The organism is Rathayibacter sp. KR2-224 (assembly GCF_049446075.1).
Lineage (GTDB): Bacteria > Actinomycetota > Actinomycetes > Actinomycetales > Microbacteriaceae > Humibacter.
The window spans coordinates 1,697,983-1,723,620 of the sequence record NZ_JBMSEB010000001.1 but is presented as its reverse complement, the minus strand read 5'-3'; the positions used below and the strand labels follow the sequence as shown (position 1 = coordinate 1,723,620).

The following is a 25,638-nucleotide window of genomic DNA, read 5'->3' as shown; positions in this document are numbered from 1 at the left end:
CCGTTGCATACGAGGTGGGCAGGAGCCGTCAGGCCCTGGGCGCGGCCGTACTCTCTCTCACGACGAGCGACGTCGCGAGCTCGACTCGGCTGAATGCGAGGTCGGGCTCGTCGCGCAACCGCGTGACCAGATGCGTGGCCTGCTCGGCCATCGTGGCGAGCGGTACACGAATGGTGGTCAAGGGCGGTCCCGCCCATTTCGCTATGGCCAGGTCGTCGTATCCGACGACCGAGAGGTCGCCCGGTATGGAGATGCCGAGCGAACGAGCGGCCTCGTAGACGCCGAGGGCGTGGAGGTCGGAAGAGGCGAAGATCGCGGTGGGCGGATGCGCAGCAGTCAGCAACTCGGTGCCGCCGACGTAGCCGTCGTGATGGTGGAAACGGCCGGGGCGGATGTATTCGGGGCGCACCGGGATGCGCGCCGCGTCGAGGGCTGCCCGGTAGCCCGAGAGGCGTGCGGTCGACGCCATCTGGTTCTCCGGACCGGTGATGATCGCGATGTCGGTATGGCCCAGGTCGATCAGGTGCTGGGTGGCCAGGAAGCCGCCGTTCCAGTCGGCCGAACCGATCGACGGGGCATCCGACGCAGGGGCGCCGTACGGGTCGACCATGACCATCGGGATGCTGCGCGAGCGCAGCCGCTGGGCATCCTTCGGGTCGAGTTCGGACGCGACGAGGATGACGCCGAGCGGCTGTCTGCGCAGGACGCCGTCTACCCATCCGGGATTCGGCCTGTGGTCTTCTTCTGCAGAGGACACCACGATGCCGATCTGTCGCTCCCTCGCGATGCGCTCGATGCTGGCGATGGCGGCCGCGCCGAACGGGCTGTCGATCTCGAAGCACAGCACCTCGATCAGCGGCGCCGTGCCCTGCGGCGTCGAGCGCCGGTTGTAGTTGCGGTCGTTCAGCAGGGCTTCGACCCGGCTGCGGGTCTCGTCCGACACTCCGGTGCGTCCGTTCAGCACCTTCGACACGGTGGCGACCGAGACCTCCGCTAGCGCTGCCACCTCGGCCAGCGTCGCCCTCGACGGGCGCACCTCGGCGGTCTCGCGATCAGACATGTGCACACTGTATGCCACGGGATGCCGCCACGAAAGTTTCTCGCGTCGCTCGTGAAGTTGACCATGCACTCACCCGCCCCTACCCTGGGCTCACGAGACGTTTCGTGCGCGCGGAGAAAACTTCACGCACACCGCGAGAGGCCACGCGAAGGAGCGAGGATGCCTGTTCCGCCGATGAACGCGGGCGATGTGACCCTCGATTCGGCAAAGCCTGCGCGATCGCCCGCCGCCGAGTTCGCCGACTATCCATCGCTTCGGGGTGCGCACGCATTCGTGAGCGGCGGGGCATCCGGGCTGGGCCGCGAATTCGTGAGTCAACTGGCGGCACAGGGTGCGAGCGTGTCGTTCGTCGATCTCGACGACGACGCGGCGGCATCCCTGATCCATGAGGTGGTGGAGCGCGGAGACCCTGAACCGTCGTATCGGCACGCGGACGTGCGCGACATCCCCGGCCTCACCGCGAGCATCCGCGCGGCCGCGGAGAGGTTCGGTCCGGTGACGGTGCTCGTCAACAACGCCGCGAACGACACGAGGCACCGGGTCGACGACGTCGACGTCGACCTATGGGACGACCGCATGGACGTGAACATCCGGCACCACTTCTTCGCAGCACAGGCCGTCGTGCAGGGCATGAAGGATGCCGGGCGGGGCTCGATCATCAACCTCGGGTCGATCAGTGCGCACATCGACCTGAGGGACCTACCCGTCTACATAGCCGCGAAAGCCGGCATCGAGGGCCTCACGAGAACACTGGCCAGAGAGTTCGGCGCCTTCGGAATCCGGGTCAATTGCGTCATCCCCGGCTGGATCATGACGGCCAGGCAGCTGGACAAGTGGGTGGGGGAGGCGGAGAAGCAGCACATCTACCGCATGCAGGCATTGCCGGAGCTGCTGTACCCCGCCGACGTCGCGCGCATGGTGCTGTGGCTCGCCGCCGAGGACTCCAGACTGTGCACGGGCCAGACCTGGGTCGTCGACGGCGGATGGCAGTGACGATGCACGGACCGGCCAGCGCGCCAGCCCGGCAAGGTCAGCGGTCGACGAACCGGGACTCGACCACGACCGCCGACGAGTGCGCCAGCACCTACTCCCCTGACGGCGCAGGGACAGGCGCGCCGTCGACCAGCCGAGGCAGTCGCCACGGGTTGGCCTCCTGGAGCGCCGGCGGCAGCGCGGCATCCGGCACGTCCTGGTAGGCGACCGGACGCAGGAACCGCGCGATGGATGCCGTGCCGACCGACGTGAAGTGCGGTGCGGTGGTTGCCGGGTAGGGTCCGCCGTGCTGCTGCGCATACGTCACCGAAACACCCGTAGGCCAGCCGTTGTAGAGCACGCGGCCCGCCTTGTCCGCGAGCACGGAGACGAGCGCCGCCGCATCCTGGTCGTCGTCTGCGCCCTGCACGGTGGCGGTCAACTGGCCCTCCAGCGCCCGGGCGACCGCGAGCGCCTCGTCAGGGGACCCGTACCGTACGAGCAGCGCGGCCGGGCCGAAATGCTCCTCGAGCAACTCATGCGGATGGGCGAGCAGGGCCGCGGCATCCGTGCCGTAAAGGGTCGGTGTGGGGACGTCGGCACGCGTGGGATCTCCGGCGAGCAGCTCGACGTCGTCGCGATCGGCAAGCGAGCCGAGACTGTCGAAGAACCCCTTGTGGATCTTTTCGTCCAGCATCTCCCCGCCGGAGGTGGCGCGCACCGCGTCGACGACGAGCTCCTCGAGCCCAGCTCCTGCGGGAACGAGCAGCACGCCCGGCTTCGTGCAGAACTGGCCGACGCCCAACGTCATGGAGCCGGCGAACCCGGTCGCGATCTCGTCGGCCCTGGCGGATGCCCCGGCCTGCGTCACGAACACGGGGTTCACGCTGCCCAGCTCGCCGTAGAACGGGATGGGGGTCGGGCGCGATGCTGCGAGGTCGAAAAGGGCGCGGCCGCCCCGAAGCGATCCGGTGAACGTCGCCACGGTGGTCTCCGGGTGCAGCACGAGATCACGGCCGGTCTCCAGGCCCTCGACGAGTGCGAACGCCCCATCGGGAGCGCCGGAGGCCTTGAGTGCGGCGCTCACGTGCGTCGCCACCGCGCGCGACAGCTCGGGGTGCGCGGGGTGCGCCTTGACGACGACGGGGCATCCGGCGGCGATCGCGGCGGCGGTGTCGCCGCCGGCCACAGAGAACGCGAACGGGAAGTTACTCGCGGCGTACACGGCTGCCGGTCCGAGCGGGCGCAGCACGCGGCGCAGGTCGGGGCGGGGCCCCATGCCCCATGCCGGATCGGCGTGATCGACGGTGGCCTCGAGGTAAGCGCCCCGCTCGATGTGCTCGGCGAAGAGCCGCAGCTGGAACGTGGTGCGCACGAGCTCCCCCTTCAGACGCTGTTCGAGCAGGTGGCTCTCGCGCATCGCGAGCGGAACGAGGGAGGCTGCGTCGGCGTCGAGCGCATCCGCGATCGCATGAAGCCAGCCGGCACGCTCGGACGGGGTCGTTGCGGCAAGCACCGGTGCAGCCTCGGCGGCCGTTCTCATCACCGAATCGAGGTCGGTGTCCTCTCGGATGTCGGTGGTGCTGTCGCTCATCGTGTCTCCTTCACCGGTTCTCGCGCGTCCTGAGAAAGCGTTTGCTGGTTGTACATTGTCGCGCACTCGGCGCGTCTCAGCGGCCGACCCCGATCACGGGATTGCTGAGTGTGCCGACGCCCGCGATGTCGATGGTGACCTCGTCGCCCGGCGTGAGCGTGAAGTCCGCGCCTGGCACGATGCCGGTTCCCGTCAGCACGATGGTGCCTTCCGGAAAGTCGAGGCCGCGGAAGAGCCAGTCGGCGAGGTCCGTGAGCGAGCGGGCCATGGCATCCGTCGAGGTGCTGCTCTGGAACACCGTCTCGCCGGCTCGCGTGATGGTCATGCCGATGTCGAACGGCTGCTGCGTCAGCCAGGACGGCACGATCTCTGGACCGAGTGCGCAGGATGCCGTGTAAACCTTGGCCTGCGGCAGGTACAGCAGGTTCTCGCCCTCGATGGAACGGCTGCTCGCGTCGTTGCCCGGCACGAATCCGAAGATCTCGCCGTGTGCGTCGAGCACGATGCCGAGTTCGGGCTCCGGCGCATCCCAGCCTGAGTCGGCCCGCACCCCGACGGGTTCGCCGTGCGCCACGACGCGTCGGCCGGTCGCCTTGAAGAACAGCTCGGGCCGCTCCGCGACATACACCCGGTCGTACGGTGTGCCGTCGGTGGCTTCCTCCATGCGGCCGTCGCGGCTGCGCAGGTAGGTCACGCCTGCCGCCCACACCTCCTGCGCAGGGTCGACCGGCGCCAGAACGGCCTCCACGGGGATGCCTCCATCGGCGGCCTGCTCTGCTGCTCGCTCGATCCTTGCGCGGGCCTCGTCGCGCGACAGCCCGAGCAGTTCGGAGAGGGTGGTCCCCAGCGGCCCATAGGCGTCGCCCGAGCGCACCGCCCAGATCGTGTCTTTGCCGGACCGCACCCGTGCGAGCGCGAGCGGCGCGCGGTTCGTCGTGTCGTTCATGTTGCGTCCTTTCGTGCGGCTGACCGCTGTATCGCTGGTTGAGTGGCGCCGCACGTTGGTGAGCGTCGCTGGTTGAGTAGCGCCGCAGGCGCGTATCGAAACCTGCCGGGGTGGGTGTGTGCTCCGTTGGGTTCCAGGTCTTGGTTTCGATACGCGGGCCGTTGGCCCGCTACTCAACCCGCGGAGAGCCGGCGTCAGTGCGATTCGCGCGTCACGAGCGAGCCGCTCGATCCGATCAGGAAGTCGAGGTCGGCCCCGGTGTCTGCGCCCTGAACGTGCTCGATGTAGAGCTTCTGCCAGCCGCGGTCGGCCTTCGCGAACGCTCCCGTCTCGCGGAACGGAGGCTTGCGCAGTGCGAGTTCCTCATCGCTGACCTCGAGCTCGATGCGCCGGTTCGGAACGTCGAGCGAGATGATGTCGCCGTCGCGCACGAGTGCGAGCGTGCCGCCTGCCGCGGCCTCGGGTGCAACGTGCAGCACCACGGTGCCGTACGCGGTGCCCGACATCCGTCCGTCGCACACGCGCACCATGTCGCGCACGCCCTGCTGCAGCAGCTTGGGCGGGAGCGGCAGGTTGGCGACCTCGGGCATTCCCGGGTAGCCCTTCGGCCCGCATCCGCGCAGCACGAGCACCGAGTCGGCGTCGACATCCAGATCAGGGTCGTCGATGCGGGCGTGGAAGTCCTCGATCGAGTCGAACACCACCGCCTTGCCCCTGTGCACGAGCAGCTCGGCTGTTGCCGCCGCCGGCTTGATGATGGCGCCGCGGGTGGCGAGGTTGCCGCGCAGCACCGCGATGCCTGCGGCATCCTGCAGCGGGTCCTCGCGCAGCGAGATCACATCACGGTCCCACACGGGATGGGCGCCGAGGAAGTCCACGAGCGGTGCTCCCATCACGGTCTGGGCATTGGGGTCGAACAGGTCTTTCACCTGGTCGAAGACCGCGAGCACACCGCCGGCGCGGAACAGATCCTCCATCAGGTATTCGCCCGCCGGCTGCAGGTTGACCAGCAGCGGTACGTCGGCGCCGATGCGGTCGAAGTCGTCGAGCGTGAGCTCGATGCCCAGCCGGCCGGCGATGGCGAGCAGGTGCACGACCGCATTGGTCGAGCCGCCCACCGCGGCCAAGGCGACGATCGCGTTGTGGAACGACTCCTTCGTGATGACCTGAGAGATGCGGCGGTCCTCCGCGACGAGCTCGACGGCCAGGCGTCCGGTCGCGTGCGCGGCCTCCAGAAGACGCGAGTCGGCGGCCGGCGTGCCGGCCAGGCCCGGGATCGTCATACCCAGTGCCTCGGCCATGATTCCCATGGTCGAAGCCGTGCCCATGGTGTTGCAGTGGCCCTTCGAGCGGATCATCGACGTCTCGGACCGCTCGAACTCCGCTTCGCTGAGCGTGCCGGCCCGCACCTCTTCGCTCAGCTGCCAGACCCCGGTGCCGCAGCCCATCAGCTTTCCGCGGAAGTGTCCGTTCAGCATGGGGCCACCGGGCACGACGACCGCCGGGATGTCGACGGATGCCGCGCCCATCAGCAGCGCGGGGATGGTCTTGTCGCACCCGCCGAGCAGCACGACGGCATCCACCGGGTTTGCGCGCAGCATCTCCTCGATCGCCATGGCGGCCATGTTGCGCCAGAGCATGGCGGTGGGCCGCACGAGCGTCTCGCCGAGGCTGACGACCGGCAGGTTGAGCGGAATGCCGCCCGCCTCGTACACGCCGTTCTTCACGTACTCCGCCACCTCGTTCAGGTGGATGTTGCACGGCGTGAGGTCGCTCGCGGTGTTCGCGATCGCGATCTGCGGGCGGCGGCCGTTGAAGGCATCCGCGGGTATGCCGCGCCGCATCCACGCTCTGTGGATGTATGGGTCGCGGCCTTCTCCGCCGTACCAGTCCTGGCTGCGCAGGGTCATGGACAAGCTCCTTCGCTTCAGCGGGTGTCTTCGATGCGACGCGTGGGATGCCGGTTCTGGCCGCGACGCAGACTCCAGTCTGCCTAATTTGTTCGAGCCGCGCGCAATTCGTACGGCAGTTGTACCTATTTCCGCCCGACTTGCGGGCGGTCGGCGCCCGTCAGGGTACGAGGATGCCGCGGCCGACCGAGCCGGCCAACAGCGCCTCGTACGCGTTGTTCACCCGTTCCAGCGGCATCCGCTCGCCGATGAGACGGTCGAGGGGCAGGCGCCCTGCCAGGTACAAGCCGAAGATGCGCGGAAGATCCAGCGGTGGGTTGGCCGACCCGTACAGCGAGCCGACGATGCGCTTCTGGCGCTGCACCAGCCGGTTGAGCGGAACGGCGAACCGGGTCTCGGCGGATCCGAGACCGATGGCGACGAGGGTGCCGCCCGCGGCCACGCACTCGAGCGCCGCCTCGAGGGTCGCTGCCCTACCAACGGCCTCGATCACCCATGGAACTCCCGTCCCGGCGGTGATGCGCCCCACCTCCTCGACGAGGTCGTGCTTCCCGCTGTCGATGACGTGCGTGGCACCGAGTTCGCGTGCGAGCGCCAGTTTCGCCGGATCGAGATCGGCCACGATGATCGGGTTCGCGCCGACGAGGCGTGCACCCATCACGCTGGAGAGTCCGACGCCGCCTGCTCCGACCACGAGCATCCCGACGCCGGCCGCGTGCTCCACGACATTGAGAACCGCACCGACGCCCGTGACCACCGCGCAGGCGGAGATGGCAGCCACCTCAGGTGGAACGCCCTCCGGCACCTTCACGACGGCGCTCTCGCTCACCACGACTCGCTCCGCGAAGCACGAGACACCCATCAGGTGATGCAACTCCGAACCGTCGGTGAGCGAGAGCCTGCTCGTGCCGTCAGGCAGGCCGCCCGTGGATGCCTGCACCGCACCCTTCTCGCACAGCGCGGGGTTTCCAGAGAGACATGCATCGCACCTGCCGCACCTCGGTCGCCACAGCAGCGCGACGCGGTCGCCAATCGCGATTCGCCCGTCGCAATCGGAGCCGAGTTCCTCGACGATGCCGCACCCCTCGTGACCGAGAACGAGCGGAAGCGGCGCCGTGAGCTCGCCCGACATGTAGTGGAAGTCGCTGTGGCACACACCGGCCGCCTCGATGCGCACGACGAGCTCGCCTCGTTTCGGCTCGGCGAGTTCCACGTCTTCGACCAGCGGTGGAGTCCGGGCGCCGCGGAGCACGACGGCGCGCACGTCAGGCCGTCCGAGCGGGCGCTGAGTCTTGCCCGGCGACCAATTGATCCCGAAGGCTCTCTGCTACTGCACATTGCTCGAAAGTGAACGAATCTGCGAGCGCGTCGAGCTCGTCGTCGTGCAAACCCTTGAGCAGGTCCGCGTACTCCTGCGCGAGAGGCTGCGCGAGCAACACATTGTTGAGCAGCGTCGCCACCCAGTCGAAACGTCCCCACGGGTAGGGGTCGAAGCCGGGGAACTCGCGGGCCACGAGATCCTGCACTGCCTGACTGACCTCCCGCACGCCCTCGCCGCCCAGCCGATCGCTTCCCCATTGATCGGCGGCGAGGCGGTTCTTCTTCGCGATGAACGTGTCGAATCGACGGCGATACGGCGAGTCGGCGGTGACCCGCACGAGGCCCTGGCGGCCGACATCCTTGTACATCCAGCTCGTCCAGCTCACGTCGTTGTCGCGGTAGATCTCGAGCTGGTCGGCGAGGATCTGCCTGCGCATGGCATCCTTGCGCTCGTCGTCCGTGTAGATGGGTGCGAATTCGCCGACCATGATGGGCGTGCCGGTTCTCCTGGCGTACTCGGACCGCTGCAGGAACTTCTGGTAGGCGTAGTCGCGGTCGATCCAGACCCCGTCCGTGTAGCCGGGGTAGTCCCCGCCGCGGCCAAGGCCGGCCGCCACGTAGTCGTGCAGCGAGTACACAGTGTTCTCCCACGGCTCGGCATCGAACATGTCGAACTCGGTGGAATACGTGTTGCCGTCGAGGAAGATCGTGTGGTGCGGGTCGATGGCCCGCACGGCCTCGAACAGCCGCCGGTACAGCGGGCCGACGACCTCGCGCGACTCGTCGGCGGGCTCGTTCATCAGGTTGTAGCCGGCCACCCAGGTGTTGTTCTTGTAGTGCTCTGCGATGGCCTTCCAGATGTTCTCGACGCGGTCCTGGAAGTGCGGATGCTGCCACAGGTGCGGCAGGTGCGTCTCGTTGTCGGAGTGCCAGTGGTGATTCTGGCTGCCGGGGAGCGCGTGCAGATCGATGATCGAGTAGATCCCGTGCCGGCCGGAGGCCTCGATGGCGCGATCGAGGTGATCGAAGGCCGTCGGCAGGATCTCGAACGGCCGGGCATCCGACTCGAAGTGCCGGTAGTTCACCGGTATGCGGATGATCGTCATGCCGAGTTCGCCGAGAAAGCGCGCGTCGGACTCGCCGTAGAACGCGGTCAGGAGCCGCTCGAAGAAGCGATCGGCGCGGTCGTCGCCGATCACCCGCCGTACGGCTGCACGCATCATGGACTCGTTCGCGGCGTAGCCCGTGACGAAGTTCTCCATGTTCAGCCAACCCCCGACGCAGACGCCGGTGAAGCGGATCGGAACACCGTGTCCGTCGAGAAACCGAGTGCCGTCGGTGCGGACGAATCCCGATGGGGGTGTCTGGGGCATGCGAAACCTTTCGTATCTATCACGAATTGTTTCTGCAGGTTAGAGAAGCGAACGCCGCTCTGTCAAGGAGAAGGAGGGTTCCGGCGTCAGGTCCGGCTCCCAGCGGACCCAGCATAGGAAACACTCAAGAACCACCCACCATTCATAGAAACCGCATGGAGCAGACAAAGAGCTTTCGTGTTCTCGCGAGTTGCACTTGATGCATTGAATCGACCCGGAATGGAACCACGATCATGCACAACAACACGACAAAACGACGCACCGCAGGCTGGATCACGGCCGCTGTTGCGGCATCCGTCGCCTTCGGACTGGCGGGAGTTGCGGCAAGTGCGGTGACGGTGGAGAACATCGCTACGGCCTTCTCGCAGGCGGCAGCACAGTCGGCGGCCGAGCGCGCGGGCTATGGCGCCTCGGGCGGCGCGGGCACGGGCTCGGGAAGTACCGGCTCGTCCGGCACCTCGGGGGCAACCGGAAGCTCGCAGACCGCTACAGCGAACGAGCAGAAGGGCGTCGTCGTGATCGACACCGACCTCGCGTATCAGGGTGCCGAGGCCGCCGGAACCGGCATCGTGCTCACGAGCTCGGGAGAGATCCTCACCAACAACCACGTGGTCGAGGGCTCGACCAGCATCACGGTGACGATCCCATCGACGGGAGCGAGCTACAAGGCGAGCGTGGTCGGCACGGATGCCGCGGACGACATCGCGGTTCTCGAGCTCAGCGGAGCATCGGGACTGGCGACTGCGACGCTGGACACCGGAAGCGTCAACGTCGGCGACAACGTGACGGCCGTGGGGAATGCCGGCGGTACGGGCAGCCTGGTCGCCGCAGACGGCCAGATCACGGGAACCGGCAAATCGATCACGACCGCGGCCGAGGGCGCCGTCTCGTCCGAAACCCTGACCGGGCTCATCGAGACGAACGCCGGCATCCAGGCCGGCGACTCGGGTGGGCCGTTGCTCGACTCGCAAGGCGAGGTCGTGGGGATCGACACCGCCGCCTCATCCGACCAGAGCGTCTCGGACGGCTACGCGATCCCCGTTCAGGCGGCCCTCGCCGTCGTGAAGCAGATCGAATCGGGGCAGGCCACTGCGAACGTCAGGATCGGGCTTCCCGCCTTCCTCGGCGTCGAGGTCGCATCGAGCGACTCGAGCGTTGGTGGTGCGTCCGGGTATCCCGGCTCACTGAACGGGAACGGCTACAGCAATGGCACCCAGACCCAGGTACAGGGCGCCCAGGTCGGCGCAGTCCTCAACGGAACGCCGGCGGCATCTGCCGGAATCGTGGCGGGTTCGACGATCACGGCGGTCAACGGCACGGCAGTGAGCTCGTCCGCTGACCTCACTTCGGTGCTCGCGAACTACAAGCCGGGCGACTCGGTCGCGGTCACCTGGACGGATGCATCCGGTGCTTCGCACAGTGCAACCGTGACACTGACCTCCGGTCCCGCGGCCTGAGGGGTCCGGCTCAGGGCCCCCGCGCCACCCGGCGCAAGCACCCCGCGCCACCCGGCGCGGGGTGCGATGGGGCGGTCCCGACGCCGGATCAGGTCTGGCAGACCGGGCAGTACCAGGTCTCGCGCAGTTCCAGTTCGTTGCGGCCCAGCCGCATCCGCTGGATGGCCGTGCCGCATCGGCGGCACGGCATCCCTTCCCTCCGGTGCACATACGACGTACGGCCGCGACGCGTCTCACCCGTGGTGGTGCGGATGGCGCGGTCTTTGTTGGCCACGATCATCCGGTGCGCGAGGGCGACCGTCTTCGGCAGGTCGACCTCGCGTACCGGCCGCGTCGGGAGTACTCCCCGCACGAAGCAGACTTCGTTGACGTACTCGTTGCCGAGACCCGCCAGGTTGCGCTGGTCGAGCAGGGCGACTGCGATGGGCACGTCGGGATGCCGTGTCAATCGCCGCACCGCCTCCCGTTCGTCCCAGTCGGGGCCGAGCAGATCGGGGCCGAGGTAGCCGACCGCTTCCGCCTCGCGCGCGGTGTGGAGCACCTCGAGCAACCCGAGCTCGAAGCCGATCGCCTGAGCGGTCGAGGTCGCCAGCACGGCCCTGGCCTGGAAAGCGGGGCGCCGCCACGGCTCGCCTGGCGCGTAGACGCGCCACTCGCCCTCCATCTTCAGATGGCTGTGGATCGTGTGCTCTCCGACACGGATCAGCAGATGTTTGCCCCGGCTGACGGCGCCACGCACCAGTTGGCCGCTCAGGTCGACGGTGGCGAAGGCGGGAACCCTGAGGTCGCACCTGGTGAGCACGGCACCCGCGAGAGCGTCGTTCAGCATGCGGGCCTGGCGATAGACGGAGTCGCCCTCAGGCATCCGGCCGGCTTCGCATCCGTGACCGTGCGCTTGCGCCACTTCGTCGCGACTGCGCCAGGTAACGTGGCGCAGTCCCAGCAATGTGGCGCAACTGATCGGCAGTGGGCCTGCGCGTGGCCTCGATGGTCATGACCGCAACCTCAAACCGCGCGGCGTTGCACCGAACCCGGCCGCGACGAGCGCCTCGCCGAACGGCGTACCGAGCACGAAGTCGCCACCGACCGTCTCGATGGTGAGGGTGCTGATGCGGCCGCGGCGGATGACGTCGGCCAGAGCGCGCGCGGCGGGCAGCACGACGTCTTCGTCCCGGTCGAACAACAGCGTCGTCTTGCCTCCGCGTTCGACGTAGAGCACGAGCGCCCCATCCACCAGCACCACGATGGCCCCTGCCTTGCGCCCCGGGCGATGGCCCGTTGCCGAGACGGCACCGCCCGCTGCGGATGCCTGCGGCCACGGCAGCGCGGCCCCGTACGGGTTCGCGGGGTCGGTCGCGGCGAGTGCGACGGCTTTGCGTGGCGGCTCGAGTGTCGAGTCGAGCGTGAACGTGCGCAGGCGGTCCACGGTCGCGCTCGTGGAGAACTGCGCCGCGCCGAGAGTCTCGACGAAGTATCCACGCCGGGCGCGGCCGGACTCCTCGAAGCCGCTGAGCACGCGGTATGCGAGCGCGAATCCGCCGGGCTGGTTCTCAGACATCACGCTGCCGCGGGTCACGACGCCGTAGCGCTCGAGGAGCGTCTCGGCGACGGCCTTGGCGCGCACCGTCGCATCCGTCTCGGCGAGCGGAAGGATCGACCAGCGCCCGGCCGTGGTCGGCGGTCCGGAGCGAACGGGTGCCGGCCGGAACGATGCGGCAGGGCGGCCGTACGCACGCGGCACGTGGGTGCGGCCGCGCGGAGCCGACCGTTGCGGCTTGTGCGCCCCACTGCCCCCGGTGAGGGCGCGAAGAGGGGCGAACGTGTCGTTCGTGATCAGGCCCGACCAGACGAGATCCCAGAGAGCGGTCGCAAGCGCCGCGTCGTCGAGCGAACCGACGGCATCCGAGAGCTGCCGGAAGAAGAATGCGCCGCCCGCACCCAGCGCCGCGAGCACCTCGCGCTCCAGCTCGTCGGTGGCGTGCTCGGGCGGCGGCGCCATGGTGAGCGGCGCGCTGTCTGCGAGATGCAGGCTCACCCAGCCGTCGTTTCCGGGGAGCGAGCCGCCTCCCGTCCACAACACCTCGCCGCTCGCCGTCAGCTCGTCGAGCATGGCCGGCTGATAGTCGGCAACGCGCGAGGGCAGGATCAGGCTCTCCCACGCGGAGGCCGGGATGCGTGTCCCCGCGAGCTGCTCGATGACGGATGCCACGCCATCCACGCCGCGAAGCCCACCACCCACGTGCTGCCAGTCCGGAAGGAACCGCGCGAACGTCTTCTGGTCGACGGGCTCGACCTCGTGCCGCAGTGCAGCGAGCGACAGGCGCCGGATGCGGCGCAGCACCTCCGCGTCGCACCATTCGGTTCCGCTCGCGTTCGGGCGGAACTCGCCCTCGGTGATGCGCCTGTCCTGGGAGAGGCGGCGCAGGGCATCGTGAACAACGGCTGCGCCGAGACCGAAGCGGGACGCGGCGTCGCTGACCACGAACGGACCGTGCGTGCGGGCGAAGCGGCCGATCAGGTCGCCGAGCGGATCGGCGACGGGCTCGACGAACGCGGTCGGCACGCCGATCGGCAACGGAACGCCGAGAGCATCGCGCAGCCGCGACGCGTCTTCGATGGCCGCGTATCGCTCGGCGCCGGCGATGGTCACGCGCAGGGCACGTTTTGCGGCGACGAGCTCGTCGAGAACGGCGCGGGCATCGGCGGGGTCCGGGTGTGCTTCTGCGGGTTGAGTGGGCGGCGGAGCCGAGGGACCTTCGGCGTCGCTACTCAACCCGCGGTGGGGGGTGGCGCCTTCGGCGTCGCTACTCGACCCGCGGCGGCGGGACCAGCGCTCCGCCACCTCGTCGACGGTGAGCGGCCCGAGCAGGCGAAGCAGGTCTGCGGCGCCCTCGAGCCCTGACATGCGCCGCTCCGGTGTGAGCCGCTGCACCTCGCGCTCGACGCGTTCGATCACCGCCGGGTCGAGCAGTTCCCGCAGTTCCGCGCGCCCGAGCAGTTCGGACAGCAGCGAGGCATCCACCGAAAGCGCAGCAGCGCGCCGCTCGGCCAACGGTGTGTCGCCCTCGTACATGAACGCCGCCACGTAGCCGAACATGAGCGAGCGGGCGAACGGCGACGCCTCCTCGGTGCCCACCTCCACTATGTGGATGTCTCTGGACCCGATCCGCGCGGCGATGCGGCGCAGCGATGGTAGATCGTAGACATCCTGGAGGCACTCGCGCATGGTCTCGAGGATGATCGGGAACTGCGGATGCTTGCGCGCGACATCCAGCAGCTGCGCCGCCTTCTGCCGCTGCTGCCACAGCGGCGACCGCTTGCCCGGGTTGTACTTCGGAAGAAGCAGCGCACGAGCGGCGCACTCACGGAAGCGAGACGCGAACAAGGCCGAGCCGCCGACCTCGTCGGTGACCAGCTGTTCGAGCTCGTCGGGCTCGAACACGAACAGATCGGCGCCAGGAGGTTCGGACTCCGTATCGGGGATGCGCACGATGACGCCGTCGTCGCTTGCGATGCAGGAACCATCGATGCCCAGTCGCTCGCGCACCCGGGCCGCGACGGCCAGCGCCCACGGCGCGTGCACTTGCATGCCGTAAGGGGAATGCAACACGATGCGCCAGTCGCCCAGCTCGTCCCTGAAGCGTTCGGCGACGAGCGTGCGGTCCGTCGGCAGGTGACCCGTCGCCTTCTTCTGATCGTCCAGGTAGGCGAGCAGGTTGGCCGTCGCGAGCGGGTCGAGACCCGCTGCCGTTGCGCGCGCACGCGCATCCTTCTCGGATGCCTGCGACACCTCGCGCACGAACCCGCCGACCGCCTCGCCCAGTTCGGAGGGACGTCCGATACCGTCGCCCTTCCAGAACGGCAGCCGCCCGGGCTCGCCGAATGCCGGACTGACGAGCACCCGGTCGTGCGTGATCTCCTGGATGCGCCAGCTCGTCGCTCCGAGAGCGAAGACGTCGCCCACCCGGGACTCGTACACCATCTCCTCGTCGAGCTCGCCGACCCGCCGGCCGCCCTTCGCAGGGTTCGTCTCGTCGCCCGTGCCGACCATGTACACACCGAAGAGGCCGCGGTCGGGGATGGTGCCCCCGCTCGTGACGGCCAGACGCTGGGCGCCGGGGCGGGCTGTGAGGATGCCCCGGTCCCTGTCCCACACCACGCGCGGCCGCAGTTCGGCGAACTCGTCACTGGGGTAGCGGCCGGAGATGAGGTCGAGCGTGGCGTCGAACGCGCTGCGCGGGAGTGTGGCGAACGGGGCACTGCGGCGCACGGTGTCGAACCAACCGTCGACATCCTCAGGGTCGAGGGCGGTTGCCGCGATGGTCTGCTGCGCGAGGATGTCGAGCGGGTTCGCCGGAATCTTCAGCTCCTCGATCAACCCTGCGACCATGCGCTCGCTCGCGACAGCCGAGTTGATCAGGTCGGAGCGATGCTTCGGGAACATCACCCCCTTCGACACCTCGCCTACCTGGTGGCCCGCTCGGCCGACCCTCTGCAGTCCACTGGCGACGGACGGCGGAGCCTCGACCTGAACCACGAGGTCGACCTCGCCCATGTCGATGCCGAGTTCGAGGCTGCTCGTGGCGACCACACAGCGCAGGCGGCCGGTCTTCAGGTCATCCTCGATGACGGCGCGCTGCTCTTTGCTCACGGACCCGTGGTGGGCCCTTGCCAATATGCCCGATTCGGAATGCGTCGCCTCGTGTGAGCCGCTCGTCCACTCCCTGGGCTGCCTTCGCTCTTCGACGATCGTGCTGACGGCCCAAGGCTCCATGGATGCCGCCGCGCTGCTTCCGCGCGTCTGTCCCGAACCGCCGATCAGTTCGGCCGGAGGTCGGCGGGGTCTGCGGCGGGTCGCCGCGTTCGTCTGCTCGGTGCTGCCCGTCTCAAGTGCAGGGCCGGCTTCGCTCGGCGAATCCGTCCTGCCGCTCTCCGCGGCATCCGCCAGCCGCTCCTCGTAGATCTCGTTCATCCGGGCGGTGAGGCGCTCGGCCAGCCGACGTGAGTTGGCGAACACGATCGACGACCGGTGCTCGAGCACCCGATCCACGATGGCCTGCTCGACGTGCGGCCAGATCGAGCCGCCCTGCGGCGCCTGATCGTCGTCGTGCGCCGCAGGACTCAGAGCCGTCATGTCCTCGACCGGCACGACCACCTTCAGGTCGAACCGCTTCTGCGAAGGCGGGGAGACGATCGTCACGGGACTGCGGCCGCCGAGGAAACGAGCGACCTCCTCAGCTGGACGCACTGTCGCCGAGAGGCCCACCCTCTGCGCGGGCTTCGGCAGCATTGCATCCAGCCGTTCGAGCGACACGGCCAAATGGGCTCCGCGTTTCGTCGCCGCCACGGCGTGCACCTCGTCGACGATCACGGTCTGCACCGTCGCCAGCGTCTCCCGCGCCTGGGAAGTGAGCATGAGGAAGAGCGACTCGGGCGTTGTGATCAGGATGTCGGGCGGCTTGGTCAGCAGCGCCCGCCTGTCGCTCGCCGGCGTGTCGCCGCTGCGCACTCCGACCGTGACGTGCGGTGGCTCCGCACCGAGGCGCTTCGTGGTCTGGGTGATGCCGACCAGTGGCGACCGAAGGTTGCGCTCAACATCGACGCCGAGTGCCTTCAGGGGCGAGATATAGAGGATGCGCGTCCCTCGCGCGCGCTTCGCCTCGGCCTTCGACGCCTCGGCCTTCGACCCGTCGGCCTTCGAGACCTCTGCGGCAGCATCCTGCGCGCCCTCGTGCATCAGTCGGTCGATAGACCAGAGGAACGACGCGAGCGTCTTGCCCGAACCGGTCGGCGCGATCACGAGTGTGTTCTCGCCGCGGGAGATGGCATCCCACGCGCCGATCTGGGCCGAGGTGGGCGCGTCGAACGCCCCCTCGAACCACGCGCGGGTGGCGGGGGAGAAACGCTCGAGCACGTCGCTCATCGCTCCATCCCAACACATGCGTCCGACAGCCGAGCGACGGAGTCAATGCGCCGGAAAACGGTGCGGATCACACCAGTGCGGATTCCAGCCGCCGGCGCTCCTGTTCGATCTGGCCGAGCAAGGACGCCGTGTCCAAGAGCCGACCGGCCGGCAGCGACAGGGCGATACCCGCGACGAGCGCGCCTGAGGCGTTTCGCACGGCCGCGGCCAAGCATCCGTAACCGACGATGAGGCCGTTCTCCTGGACTGCGAAGACGGGTGTGCGTCCCTCGCGCTCTGCTAAGAGCAAGCGACCGAGGGCAGAGACGGCGAGGTCCTGAACGATGCGTTCTGGGTCGCTGAGGGGAAAGTCCGGATCGACGTCCCGCAAGATGATCCCCGACTCGGCGTAGGCCACAAGATGCACCCCGCCGCGGATGCGGCCCCGAAGAACGGCGAGGATGTCGTCCACCTGCCTGTCCATGCCTTCGGCGGATGACCCGCCACCCAGCTGCGCCACGCGAGCTCCGAGGGCGAACCCGCTGAGATCCGGCAGTCGCACGAGGTATTCCTCCTGGACGAGGAGGTTCAGCAGACGGTACGCCGTTGCACGGGGCATGCGCAGCGACTCCGAGATCTGCTGGGCCGTCGCGCCAGGCCCGATCCGTGCAACCTCCTCGAGCAGTGATAACGCGCTCAACACTGCGTGGGGTTGTCGTCCACTCAGGCCCTGTGCAGCGCCGGCAGTCACGGTGGGCCGCCGAGCAGGTCTGAAGCGGTCGTCTGGTCGAACAGGCCCATTCTTCTCAAGGCACGACCACGATTCGCACGCACCAGGAGGTATCCAGCTCCCGCGCCGAGCGCGACGATCGCGACGAGCGCGTCGGCGAATGCGAGACGACCGGTGCCCGTGATGATGAGGTACGTCACGAACACGGTCACGATGAAAGCGGATGCCATTACTGCGCTCCACGCTGCGCGTCTCGATGGCTCACCGATTCTGCGCAGAAACAAGGGAACCGACGCGCATACCAGGCAGTACGACACGAGGTAGCCGGGCACTGCGGCCGACAACAGCACGGGCATCAGTACCTCGGGGGACCATCCGACGGCAAGCAGCAGGATCGGCACCAAGGCGACCACGGGCGCGACCAGTGCGAATGCAACCCGAGGAGCTTTGCTGCCTGGGTCTGCGAGCCCAAGGCGCGACGGCAGAACGCCCTCGCGGCCGAGCGAGAACAGCACCCGGCTCAACGCGGTGAGCGACGCGATCGCGCATGCCATGAAGCTTGCGGCGAGTCCCGCGTCGAGAATCGTGCCGATCCAGCCGATGTCAGCGTTCGAAGCGAGCACGTTGACAGGCGTTTGGACACTCTCCAGCGAGATATGAGCCGCGTGAAAAGCAGCCAGCTGTGTGTATGCGGACAGGAGATAGAAGAAACCCGTTCCCAGAATGCTCCAGCGCATCACCCTCGGGATCGTCGCGAACGGCCGCGTGGATTCCACGCCGAGCGACGCGGACGACTCGAACCCGACGAACGCCGTCATGGCGAAGGCGATCCCCGCGAACAGGTCACCGAGCTGGGGAAATGGTTGGGTGAACGGTGCGGACAGCGATCCCACGGGAGTATGCGCGAGCACGATGGCCATGAGCACGATCACCGCCGCGATCGCAACGCACTCGATCGCGATCGTGACCCGAGCAGAGATGCGGATGCCCGCCCACAACACGGCCACGACGACGCCCGTGATCGCCGCGATGAGAACGATCGATGGAATCGTTCCCGTCGGCAGTTGGAACAACGTCTGCAGATAGTGGGCGGCGCCGAGCAGCGCCGCCATGGCCACGAATCCGTAGCCGCACATGAGGCCGATGGCCGAGGTGAACCCGGCACCGGCACCCAGTCCCTTGGTGGCGAATGTGTACAGCGAGCCAGGGGCGGCCATTCGTCGCGTGTACTGCCCGATCGCCGACGCCACCAAGGCTGCGAGGAGCCAGCCGGCGGCCAGCGCCAGGAGCACCCCACCACCGGTTCGCGCCGCGAGCAGCGCGGGGACGGTTCCGGCGACAGCCGACGGGGCAATGGCTCCGATGGATTGGCCGAGTACCTCCACGAAGCCGAGGCTTCTGCGCTGGAGGCCGTGCATCGCCGACTGTCCTGCGATGCCGCGCACACGCGGCGGGCGGGCGATGGCTCTGCTCAGTTCCGTGACCATCGCACCAGATAAGCCCTCGACCGTTGCGCGCACGTTTCGATCGCGTGCCGCGGCCGTCACTCGGAGCGAGACCGGCCGTCTCATTCCCGAGGAAACTTCGGTTACCGGGAGGAGATCGGGCGGCAACGGCGACCTCCCAGACTGAGCGGCATCCCTACGGCCCACCCATTGGAGATGCTCATGACAACATCAGACGAACCGGCCACCCTCATCGGCTCGCCGCTTGCAGGCATCCGGGAGCCCCGGCGTGCGTTGACGGGCAAGCTCGGAGTCGGTGCCATCGTCTTCATGGTGGTGGCAGCCGCGGCGCCTCTCACGGTCGTCGGCGGCGGCTTCCCCGTCGGAGTGCTCCTGGGCAACGGCGTAGGCGCGCCCAGCATGTACCTCGTGGGTGGGGTGATCCTCCTCTTCTTCGCGGTGGGCCTCTCCACGATGTCGAGCTACCTGCCGAGACCGGGCGCCTTCTTCACCTACGTCGGGTATGGCCTCGGGCGTCCACTGGGGCTCGCAGCGGCCTATCTCGCACTTCTCTGTTACACGGCGGTGCAGGTGGCGGTGTACGGATACCTGGGCCAGACGCTTGCAGGAACGGTTCAGTCACTGCACGGGCCTGCTCTGCCGTGGTGGCTGTACTCGCTCGCTGCAATCGTGCTGGTCGGCGTGCTCGGTTACCGGCACATCGAGCTGAGCTCGAAGGTGCTCGGTGTTCTGCTCGTCGCCGAGGTGGGCATCGTCGTCGTTCTGGCAGCCGTCATCATCGGAACGGGCGGCCCCGAGGGTCTGTCGCTCGCACCGTTCGCACCGTCGAACGTTCTCTCCGGTTCGCCTGCCCTCGGTCTGATGTTCGCGCTTGCCGGGTTCATCGGGTTCGAGTCGACGGCGATCTTCCGCGACGAGGCGCGGAATCCGGAGAAGACCATTCCTCGCGCGACCTACGTGGCGGTCATCGCGATCGCCGTGTTCTACACGTTCGCGTCCTGGGCGCTGGTCATGGGTTGGGGGCCAGGCAAGTTGGTGAAGGCCGTCGCGAATAACACCGCGGGCTTCATCATGGAGACGGCTCAGCGCTACCTGGGAAGCGGTGGCGAGATCGCGATCAACGTGCTCTTGCTCACGAGCCTGTTCGCCTGCGTCCTGTCGTTTCACAACGTGGTCACCCGTTACCAGCACTCGATGGCGAACGCCTCGGTACTGCCGGCCAAGCTCGGCCAGGTGCATGACAGGCACGCCTCTCCTCACGTCTCCTCTCTCGTTCAGAGCGCCACGGCACTCGTGCTCATCGTCGTCTTCGCGCTCTTCCGGCTCGACCCCGTGCTGCAGGTCTTCACCTGGTTCAGCGGGGTGTCGACGTTCGCGATCGTCGTGCTCATGGCGCTTACGTGCCTTGCCGTGATCGTCTACTTCGCTCGCAAGCGGGTTCGTGCCGGCGCGTGGCGCACGTGGATAGCGCCCGCCATCGGCTTTCTCGGCCTGCTCGCCATTTGCTGGGTGATCGCGACGAATTTCCCGCTCCTTATCGGCGACGTCGACGCGAAGGGCTCGCCCGTGTTCGGGTGGCTCACGACGGCGTTCTTCGCCGTGATGCTCGCGTTCCCGGTGATCGGGCTGGTGCAAGCCGCCATCCTCCGTCGAACCAGGCCCGAGCGGTACGACACGATCATCGACACCATCAGCGACGCCACCTGAGCGAGTCGCCTGAGCCCGGCGCTTGAGCCCGGCGCTTGAGCCCTGATTCATCAACTACCGATCCATCGATTCCTGCCCTTCTCGAAAGGACCAACAATGACCATGACGCAACCCGATCGGATGTCGGATGGCACGGCATCCGCCGCGAGTCCCGTCTCGAGCCTCACGACGTCGGAGATCGACCGGGTCGCGGCGATCCTCCGAGACGCCGGTCACGCACCCGAGACCACCCGGTTCGTGTATGTCGGGCTGCTCGAGCCGCACAAGTCGGACGTGCTCGCCCACCTGGCTGGGGTAGGCGAGCGGCCGGAACGGATGGCTCGCGCGCTGCTGCTCGACACGGTGAGCGGCCTGGAGCTCGACGCCACGGTCTCGATCGACGCTGGGCTCGTGACGTCGGTCACCGAAGTGGACGGCACTAAGGGGCGTCTGCCGATCCTGGAAGAGGAATTCGGCGCCATCGAGCCGATCCTCAAAGCCGACGAGCGGTGGACCTCCGCCCTGGTCGCCCGTGGCCTCGATCCTGATGCCGTCGTGTACGCGCCGCTCTCGCCGGGGTACTACGACCTCCCTGGGGAGGCCGGCAAACGGATCATCCGGGTCTTCGCCTTCCGGCAGGACCACCCGGAGGATCATCCGTGGGCTCACCCAGTGGACGGGCTGTGCGCTTACGTGGACATCATCGGCAAGTCGCTCATCGAACTCGTCGATCTCCTGCCTCTGCCGGTTCCCGAAGAAGCCGGGAACTTCCAGCTCGAGTCCGGCCGTCCTTCAACGCCCACCGACCTGAAGCCGATCGAGATCCGCCAGCCCGAAGGGCCGAGCTTCTCGGTCGACGGCGACGCGGTGACGTGGGCGAACTGGAGCTTCCGTCTCGGATTCGACGCTCGCGAGGGGCTCGTGCTGCACACGATCGGCTACGCCGACCCAGACCAGGACGGCGAAGTGAGGCCAGTCATCTACCGGGCGTCGATCGCAGAGATGGTCGTGCCGTACGGCGACCCATCTCCGACGCGGTTCTGGCAGAACTATTTCGACACAGGGGAGTACCTGTTCGGCCGCTTCGCCAACTCGCTGACCCTCGGCTGCGACTGCCTGGGTGAGATTCGCTACTTCGATGCCACGCTGAGCGACGAGTTCGGCAATCCCCGGGTCATCAAGAACGCGATCTGCGTGCACGAGGAAGACGTCGGAACCCTCTGGAAGCACACCGACCTGTTCGCGGGCTCCAGCGAGGTTAGAAGGCAGCGCCGCTTGGTGATCTCGTTCTTCACCACGGTCGGCAACTACGACTATGGCTTCTACTGGTACCTCTACCTCGACGGAACGATCGAGTGCGAGGCGAAGCTCACGGGCATCCTCTTCACCTCGTCGTATCGGGGGGAGGACTACCCCTACGCGACCGAGGTGGCACCCGGCCTCGGCGCTCCCGTGCACCAGCACCTCTTCAGCGCAAGGCTCGACATGATGGTCGACGGGCTGTCGAACGCCGTCGACGAGGTCGAAGCGGTTCGGATGCCCTACTCGGACGAGAACCCGCACGGCAACGGTTTCACCCAGCGCGTGACCCGTGTGCGTACCGAAGCCGAGGGCGGAAGGGCGGCAGATTCCTCCGTCGGACGCGCGTGGCGCATCGTGAACACCGAGAAGACCAACCGGCTTGGTCGCTCCACCGGATACGTGCTGTATCCCGAGCAGTCGCCGACGTTGCTCGCGGATGCCGCATCGTCGGTCGCGTCTCGGGCGGCATTCACGACGAAACAGCTCTGGGTGACGCAGTATGCGCCCGAGGAGCGGTACCCAGCGGGCGAGTTCGTGAACCAGAACCCGGGCGGCGATGGTCTGCCTACCTACATGGCCGCCGATCGGCCGCTCGACGGCGAAGACATCGTGTTGTGGCACACCTTCGGGCCGACCCACTTTCCGCGACCGGAGGACTGGCCCGTCATGCCCGTCGATCACGCGAAGTTCACACTCAAGCCGTACGGCTTCTTCGGACGCAATCCCGTCCTCAACGTGCCGGCATCCGAGGCCGCGCACTGCCACACGCACGCCGCATCGCACGAGTGCCACTGCGAGTGAGGTCGCCGCTCTGAGCGTTCGGCCGCGCCCGGTCGGCCGCCGATACATCGGTATCGCGGCCGACCCCGGCTGCCGCCGTCGACGATGCACGAAGAGGGAACGATGACGACAGCGATCATGCAAGCCGCAGGCATGCTGCCCCTGGCCGTCAGCACCTGCTGCACGCTGACGGGCAGCGCATCATGTCGCAGCCGTGCCGCAATGTGGATCATGCTCGTCGGAATGCTCGACGTCATGATTCCAGGGGGCCTACTGGTTCCAGGCGGCGTACCGAGCATCCTGTGGATCGCTGTCTTCGTGGCATCGGCGATGCTGATCGTCATTCCGCATCCAGCATTCCGAACCGCTAGGAGTGCGGGCGCAGGTGTTTCGGTGCCGGTGGGCGGACAACCTGTCGCGGCGAGAACCGCGCCAAGAGCACGAGCCACGGTGATGGACGTGCATCGAGCCTTGCAATGCCTCGCGATGGCCGCGCTGATCGCGGGAGCCACGACCGGGCACGCTCATGCGCCCGCATCCGCCCACGAGCACGCCAACGGAGTGCTCGGCGCTGTGGTCGTGATCGGATGCCTCGCGTTCGTCGGCTATTCGGCGCTCGCCGCGGCCGGCGTCGCCGGACACCGACCGGCTCGTTGGGAGCGGATCGAATTCGTGGCAGGCGGTCTTGCCGTCGCGGCCATGGCGGCGCATGCGATGGTCGGGTGAGGTGGCCGGGGAGCCGACCGAACGGGCCTGACCCCGCCTGAGGCACGGCCGTTCGACACTTTGGCCGATGTCGCAGCCACCGGCTAGCGTCGCCACATGCAGACCTTCCTCATACCAGGACTCTGGCTCGACGCCTCGTCGTGGGATGCCGTCGTGCCGGCTATCGAATCGGCCGGCCACCTCGCGCATCCCCTCACCATGCCAGGCCTTGAAGCCGACGACGCAGATCGGAGCTCGATCACGCTCGACACGCACATCGACCGCGTCGTGCGCCTGATCGACGAGGTGCCGGACGACGAGAAGATCGCTCTGGTGGCGCATAGCGGGGGAGCGCTCGTCGCGTTCGGAGCGATCGACCGCCGCCCCGATCGCGTCGATCGCGTCGTCTACGTCGACAGCTGGCCAGGCGGCGAGGGCGCCATCGTGAACGATGAAGTGCCGTACGACGACGCGGACATGCCGTTCCCCGGCTGGGACGCGTTCGAGGAGGCCGACGTGCGCGACATCACGCCGCAGCTGGGCGAGCAGATCGCAGCCCACACGCATCCTTCGCCGTCGCACGCGGCGATCGATCCGCTCCATCTCACCGACGAGCGCCGCTTCGACGTGCCCGCCACGATCGTGATCTGCACCATGTCGGCCGAGCAGTTGAACGGCCTTATCGACCAGGGGGTGGCATGGCTCGGTGACACCACCCGGCTGTCGTCGCTGCACATCGCCGAGCTCCCCACCGGGCACTGGCCGCAGTTCACGAAGCCGCGCGAGCTGAGCGAACTCATCGTCGAGGCGCTCGCCGACTGAGGCTCCTCGATCTCCTGCCGTCGCGACCCGTACCCGGCTCGAACGGTCCTGGCTAGATTGCAATGGTGTCCATCGAAGCCGATGCCTTGCTCGCCGGCCCGCGAGGTCGACGGCTGAGCCTCGAGGTCGCAACGGCATGCGCCGGTTTTCCGACGCGGTTGAGCACGGCGCTCTTCTGGGCGGACTACTGGGCTCACGAGTCCAGTTCGGTGCTCACCGCTTCGCGCCGGCACGAGTGGTACCGCACGACGGGCCGCAACGGGCCGTGGATCATCCCTGACTGGGCCGCCGTGGGTCGCGAGTACGACGGCGTTCACCTGACGGTCGCCGGATACCTCTCGACCGCGGGTCGCGCGCTCGTCGTCGAGGGCCCGTCGGCTGCCGACCCATCGGGCAGCACAATGGCGACGATACTGGCGGGCTGGGATCCCGACGTCACCTACTGGTTCGTCGATCTACCTGAGGTCGCCGGCGCTGTCACGGAATGGCGGGAAGGGGAGGACGGCAGATGGCAGCGATGAGTCGTTCCAAGCGGGGTTACCTCGCCGTGCTGAACAACACTCTGAACCGGCTCACGCGCAGGCTCGCCCGGCGCGGCATCGGGCCGTTCTCACTGGTGCGCAATGTGGGTCGCAAGAGTGGAAAGGTGTACGAGACTCCCGTGATCCTTGCCCGGGTCGAGGATGGCTTCGTGGCGGAGCTCACCTACGGTCCCGAGGTGCAGTGGTATCGCAACATCGTCGCCGCGGCTGGTTGCGAGGTCGTCTACCGCGGTAAGGGCTACGCGGTGACCCGGGTCGAACCGTACCCCGTGGAGCCTGGACGCGCCGCCTTCGGATTTCCCGCTGCCGCGCTGCTCAGGATGCTGCGGCGCAAGGAATTCCGCCTGCTGCGGTCGGATCTTCAAGCACTCGACCGTGGTGCGACCAGCGGGTCGTGAGGCGCTGGACGGGCGCGGCCACCTGCATCCGTAAGATCGACCCATGGCGGTGCGCACTCCCGATCCCGACCCGGATGCCTCGGTTCCCGACGACGGCGACGGTGCGCTGCCCGGCGTCGGACCCGGCTGGCTGAGCGACCTAGAACTGGAGCAGGTGCGGCGGAGGATGCCCATCCTGTACGTCGAGGCGGTGCCTGTGCGCGTCGACGGGCTCGGTCAAGTGACCGAGGTCGGGCTGCTGCTTCGCGCGAATGCCGTTGGCGAGATCACGCGCACCGTCGTCTCGGGCCGCGTGATGTACGGCGAAACGCTGCGCGATGCGCTGTTCCGCCACCTCGAGAAGGACCTCGGGCCGATGGCGTTCCCCCAGCTACCCGCGAGCCCCGTGCCGTTCATGGTGGCCGAGTACTTCCCGATCCCCGGGGTGTCGCAGTACCACGACGATCGCCAGCACGCGGTCTCCCTCGCGTTCGTGGTCCCCGTGACGGGCACGTGCGAACCACGACAGGATGCCTTGGAGCTCACCTGGATGTCGCCTGCCGAGGCATGCGAGCCGCAGGTCGTGGCCGAGCTCGAGGGCGGCAGGGGCTCCCTGGTGCGCGCGGCGCTGGCATCCGTCGGCGTGCTGCCCTGAGCGAGCGACCTCACGGTCCTGTGGTGGAGTGGGCGATGC

General features: G+C 68.0%; 19 protein-coding genes. 9 read left to right on the top strand and 10 right to left on the bottom strand.

Annotation, left to right across the window (positions count from 1 at the left end):
- Positions 1-28: 28 nt before the first annotated feature.
- A complete protein-coding gene (locus ACO2Q7_RS07795) occupies positions 29-1,060 on the bottom strand; it encodes a LacI family DNA-binding transcriptional regulator (RefSeq protein ID WP_423355034.1) in 1,032 nt (343 codons plus the stop codon).
- A 159-nt stretch (positions 1,061-1,219) separates the two neighbouring features.
- Here ACO2Q7_RS07795 and ACO2Q7_RS07790 point away from each other — a divergent pair, with 159 nt between their 5' ends.
- On the top strand, positions 1,220-2,053 hold the full coding sequence (locus tag ACO2Q7_RS07790; protein ID WP_423355033.1) for an SDR family NAD(P)-dependent oxidoreductase: 834 nt from the start codon (positions 1,220-1,222) through the stop codon (positions 2,051-2,053).
- A gap of 91 nt (positions 2,054-2,144) precedes the next feature.
- Here the strand turns inward: ACO2Q7_RS07790 and ACO2Q7_RS07785 are convergent, their stop codons facing one another.
- From ACO2Q7_RS07785 to ACO2Q7_RS07765, 5 genes are all read right to left on the bottom strand, one after another.
- Positions 2,145-3,626: an aldehyde dehydrogenase (NADP(+)) gene (locus ACO2Q7_RS07785; protein ID WP_423355032.1), complete on the bottom strand. Its 1,482-nt coding sequence runs from the start codon at positions 3,624-3,626 to the stop codon at positions 2,145-2,147.
- A gap of 76 nt (positions 3,627-3,702) precedes the next feature.
- The gene (locus ACO2Q7_RS07780; RefSeq protein ID WP_423355031.1) at positions 3,703-4,572 is read right to left on the bottom strand and encodes a fumarylacetoacetate hydrolase family protein; all 870 of its coding nucleotides are present in this window, start codon (positions 4,570-4,572) and stop codon (positions 3,703-3,705) included.
- Positions 4,573-4,766: 194 nt separating this feature from the next.
- A complete protein-coding gene (locus tag ACO2Q7_RS07775) occupies positions 4,767-6,482 on the bottom strand; it encodes a dihydroxy-acid dehydratase (protein WP_423355030.1) in 1,716 nt (571 codons plus the stop codon).
- A gap of 160 nt (positions 6,483-6,642) precedes the next feature.
- Complete coding sequence (locus ACO2Q7_RS07770) at positions 6,643-7,746, bottom strand: zinc-binding dehydrogenase (protein ID WP_423355029.1); 1,104 nt, start codon at positions 7,744-7,746, stop codon at positions 6,643-6,645.
- A gap of 1 nt (position 7,747) precedes the next feature.
- A complete protein-coding gene (locus ACO2Q7_RS07765; RefSeq protein WP_423355028.1) occupies positions 7,748-9,175 on the bottom strand; it encodes a glycoside hydrolase family 5 protein in 1,428 nt (475 codons plus the stop codon).
- 233 nt (positions 9,176-9,408) lie between these two features.
- Here ACO2Q7_RS07765 and ACO2Q7_RS07760 point away from each other — a divergent pair, with 233 nt between their 5' ends.
- A complete protein-coding gene (locus ACO2Q7_RS07760; RefSeq protein ID WP_423355027.1) occupies positions 9,409-10,632 on the top strand; it encodes a S1C family serine protease in 1,224 nt (407 codons plus the stop codon).
- Positions 10,633-10,720: 88 nt separating this feature from the next.
- Here ACO2Q7_RS07760 and ACO2Q7_RS07755 read toward each other — a convergent pair whose 3' ends face one another.
- From ACO2Q7_RS07755 to ACO2Q7_RS07740, 4 genes are all read right to left on the bottom strand, one after another.
- Positions 10,721-11,497: a DNA-formamidopyrimidine glycosylase family protein gene (locus tag ACO2Q7_RS07755; protein ID WP_423355026.1), complete on the bottom strand. Its 777-nt coding sequence runs from the start codon at positions 11,495-11,497 to the stop codon at positions 10,721-10,723.
- Between the two features lie 126 nt (positions 11,498-11,623).
- A complete protein-coding gene (locus tag ACO2Q7_RS07750; RefSeq protein WP_423355025.1) occupies positions 11,624-16,555 on the bottom strand; it encodes an Lhr family ATP-dependent helicase in 4,932 nt (1,643 codons plus the stop codon).
- A gap of 67 nt (positions 16,556-16,622) precedes the next feature.
- Positions 16,623-17,237, bottom strand: coding sequence for a helix-turn-helix domain-containing protein (locus tag ACO2Q7_RS07745; protein ID WP_423355991.1), 615 nt, complete (start codon positions 17,235-17,237; stop codon positions 16,623-16,625).
- A gap of 44 nt (positions 17,238-17,281) precedes the next feature.
- Entirely contained in the window at positions 17,282-18,751 is a 1,470-nt protein-coding gene (locus ACO2Q7_RS07740; protein ID WP_423355024.1) for an APC family permease, read from the bottom strand.
- A 180-nt stretch (positions 18,752-18,931) separates the two neighbouring features.
- Between ACO2Q7_RS07740 and ACO2Q7_RS07735 the strand changes: the two genes are divergently transcribed.
- From ACO2Q7_RS07735 to ACO2Q7_RS07705, 7 genes are all read left to right on the top strand, one after another.
- Positions 18,932-20,437 (top strand): APC family permease, encoded by a 1,506-nt coding sequence (locus tag ACO2Q7_RS07735; protein ID WP_423355023.1) that lies wholly within the window; start codon positions 18,932-18,934, stop codon positions 20,435-20,437.
- A gap of 96 nt (positions 20,438-20,533) precedes the next feature.
- Entirely contained in the window at positions 20,534-22,519 is a 1,986-nt protein-coding gene (locus ACO2Q7_RS07730) for a primary-amine oxidase (RefSeq protein ID WP_423355022.1), read from the top strand.
- A 102-nt stretch (positions 22,520-22,621) separates the two neighbouring features.
- Positions 22,622-23,224, top strand: coding sequence for a hypothetical protein (locus ACO2Q7_RS07725; protein ID WP_423355021.1), 603 nt, complete (start codon positions 22,622-22,624; stop codon positions 23,222-23,224).
- Between the two features lie 96 nt (positions 23,225-23,320).
- Positions 23,321-24,025 (top strand): alpha/beta fold hydrolase, encoded by a 705-nt coding sequence (locus ACO2Q7_RS07720; RefSeq protein WP_423355020.1) that lies wholly within the window; start codon positions 23,321-23,323, stop codon positions 24,023-24,025.
- A 65-nt stretch (positions 24,026-24,090) separates the two neighbouring features.
- Complete coding sequence (locus tag ACO2Q7_RS07715; RefSeq protein ID WP_423355019.1) at positions 24,091-24,546, top strand: hypothetical protein; 456 nt, start codon at positions 24,091-24,093, stop codon at positions 24,544-24,546.
- A complete protein-coding gene (locus ACO2Q7_RS07710; protein ID WP_423355018.1) occupies positions 24,534-24,965 on the top strand; it encodes a nitroreductase/quinone reductase family protein in 432 nt (143 codons plus the stop codon). Before ACO2Q7_RS07715 ends, ACO2Q7_RS07710 begins: the two co-directional genes overlap by 13 nt.
- A 43-nt stretch (positions 24,966-25,008) precedes the next feature.
- Positions 25,009-25,599, top strand: coding sequence for an NUDIX hydrolase family protein (locus ACO2Q7_RS07705; protein WP_423355017.1), 591 nt, complete (start codon positions 25,009-25,011; stop codon positions 25,597-25,599).
- Positions 25,600-25,638: the final 39 nt, after the last annotated feature.

What these genes read in the sequence shown, in the direction of transcription:
- ACO2Q7_RS07720 (WP_423355020.1), top strand. Translation starts at nt 23,321, where the DNA reads ATGCAGACCTTCCTCATACCAGGACTCTGGCTCGACGCCTCGTCGTGG.
- ACO2Q7_RS07705 (WP_423355017.1), top strand. Translation starts at nt 25,009, where the DNA reads ATGGCGGTGCGCACTCCCGATCCCGACCCGGATGCCTCGGTTCCCGAC.
- ACO2Q7_RS07775 (WP_423355030.1), bottom strand. Translation starts at nt 6,482, where the DNA reads ATGACCCTGCGCAGCCAGGACTGGTACGGCGGAGAAGGCCGCGACCCA.
- ACO2Q7_RS07785 (WP_423355032.1), bottom strand. Translation starts at nt 3,626, where the DNA reads ATGAGCGACAGCACCACCGACATCCGAGAGGACACCGACCTCGATTCG.
- ACO2Q7_RS07755 (WP_423355026.1), bottom strand. Translation starts at nt 11,497, where the DNA reads ATGCCTGAGGGCGACTCCGTCTATCGCCAGGCCCGCATGCTGAACGAC.
- ACO2Q7_RS07710 (WP_423355018.1), top strand. Translation starts at nt 24,534, where the DNA reads ATGGCAGCGATGAGTCGTTCCAAGCGGGGTTACCTCGCCGTGCTGAAC.
- ACO2Q7_RS07750 (WP_423355025.1), bottom strand. Translation starts at nt 16,555, where the DNA reads ATGAGCGACGTGCTCGAGCGTTTCTCCCCCGCCACCCGCGCGTGGTTC.
- ACO2Q7_RS07795 (WP_423355034.1), bottom strand. Translation starts at nt 1,060, where the DNA reads ATGTCTGATCGCGAGACCGCCGAGGTGCGCCCGTCGAGGGCGACGCTG.
- ACO2Q7_RS07730 (WP_423355022.1), top strand. Translation starts at nt 20,534, where the DNA reads ATGACCATGACGCAACCCGATCGGATGTCGGATGGCACGGCATCCGCC.
- ACO2Q7_RS07760 (WP_423355027.1), top strand. Translation starts at nt 9,409, where the DNA reads ATGCACAACAACACGACAAAACGACGCACCGCAGGCTGGATCACGGCC.
- ACO2Q7_RS07765 (WP_423355028.1), bottom strand. Translation starts at nt 9,175, where the DNA reads ATGCCCCAGACACCCCCATCGGGATTCGTCCGCACCGACGGCACTCGG.
- ACO2Q7_RS07740 (WP_423355024.1), bottom strand. Translation starts at nt 18,751, where the DNA reads ATGGTCACGGAACTGAGCAGAGCCATCGCCCGCCCGCCGCGTGTGCGC.
- ACO2Q7_RS07790 (WP_423355033.1), top strand. Translation starts at nt 1,220, where the DNA reads ATGCCTGTTCCGCCGATGAACGCGGGCGATGTGACCCTCGATTCGGCA.
- ACO2Q7_RS07780 (WP_423355031.1), bottom strand. Translation starts at nt 4,572, where the DNA reads ATGAACGACACGACGAACCGCGCGCCGCTCGCGCTCGCACGGGTGCGG.
- ACO2Q7_RS07735 (WP_423355023.1), top strand. Translation starts at nt 18,932, where the DNA reads ATGACAACATCAGACGAACCGGCCACCCTCATCGGCTCGCCGCTTGCA.
- ACO2Q7_RS07725 (WP_423355021.1), top strand. Translation starts at nt 22,622, where the DNA reads ATGACGACAGCGATCATGCAAGCCGCAGGCATGCTGCCCCTGGCCGTC.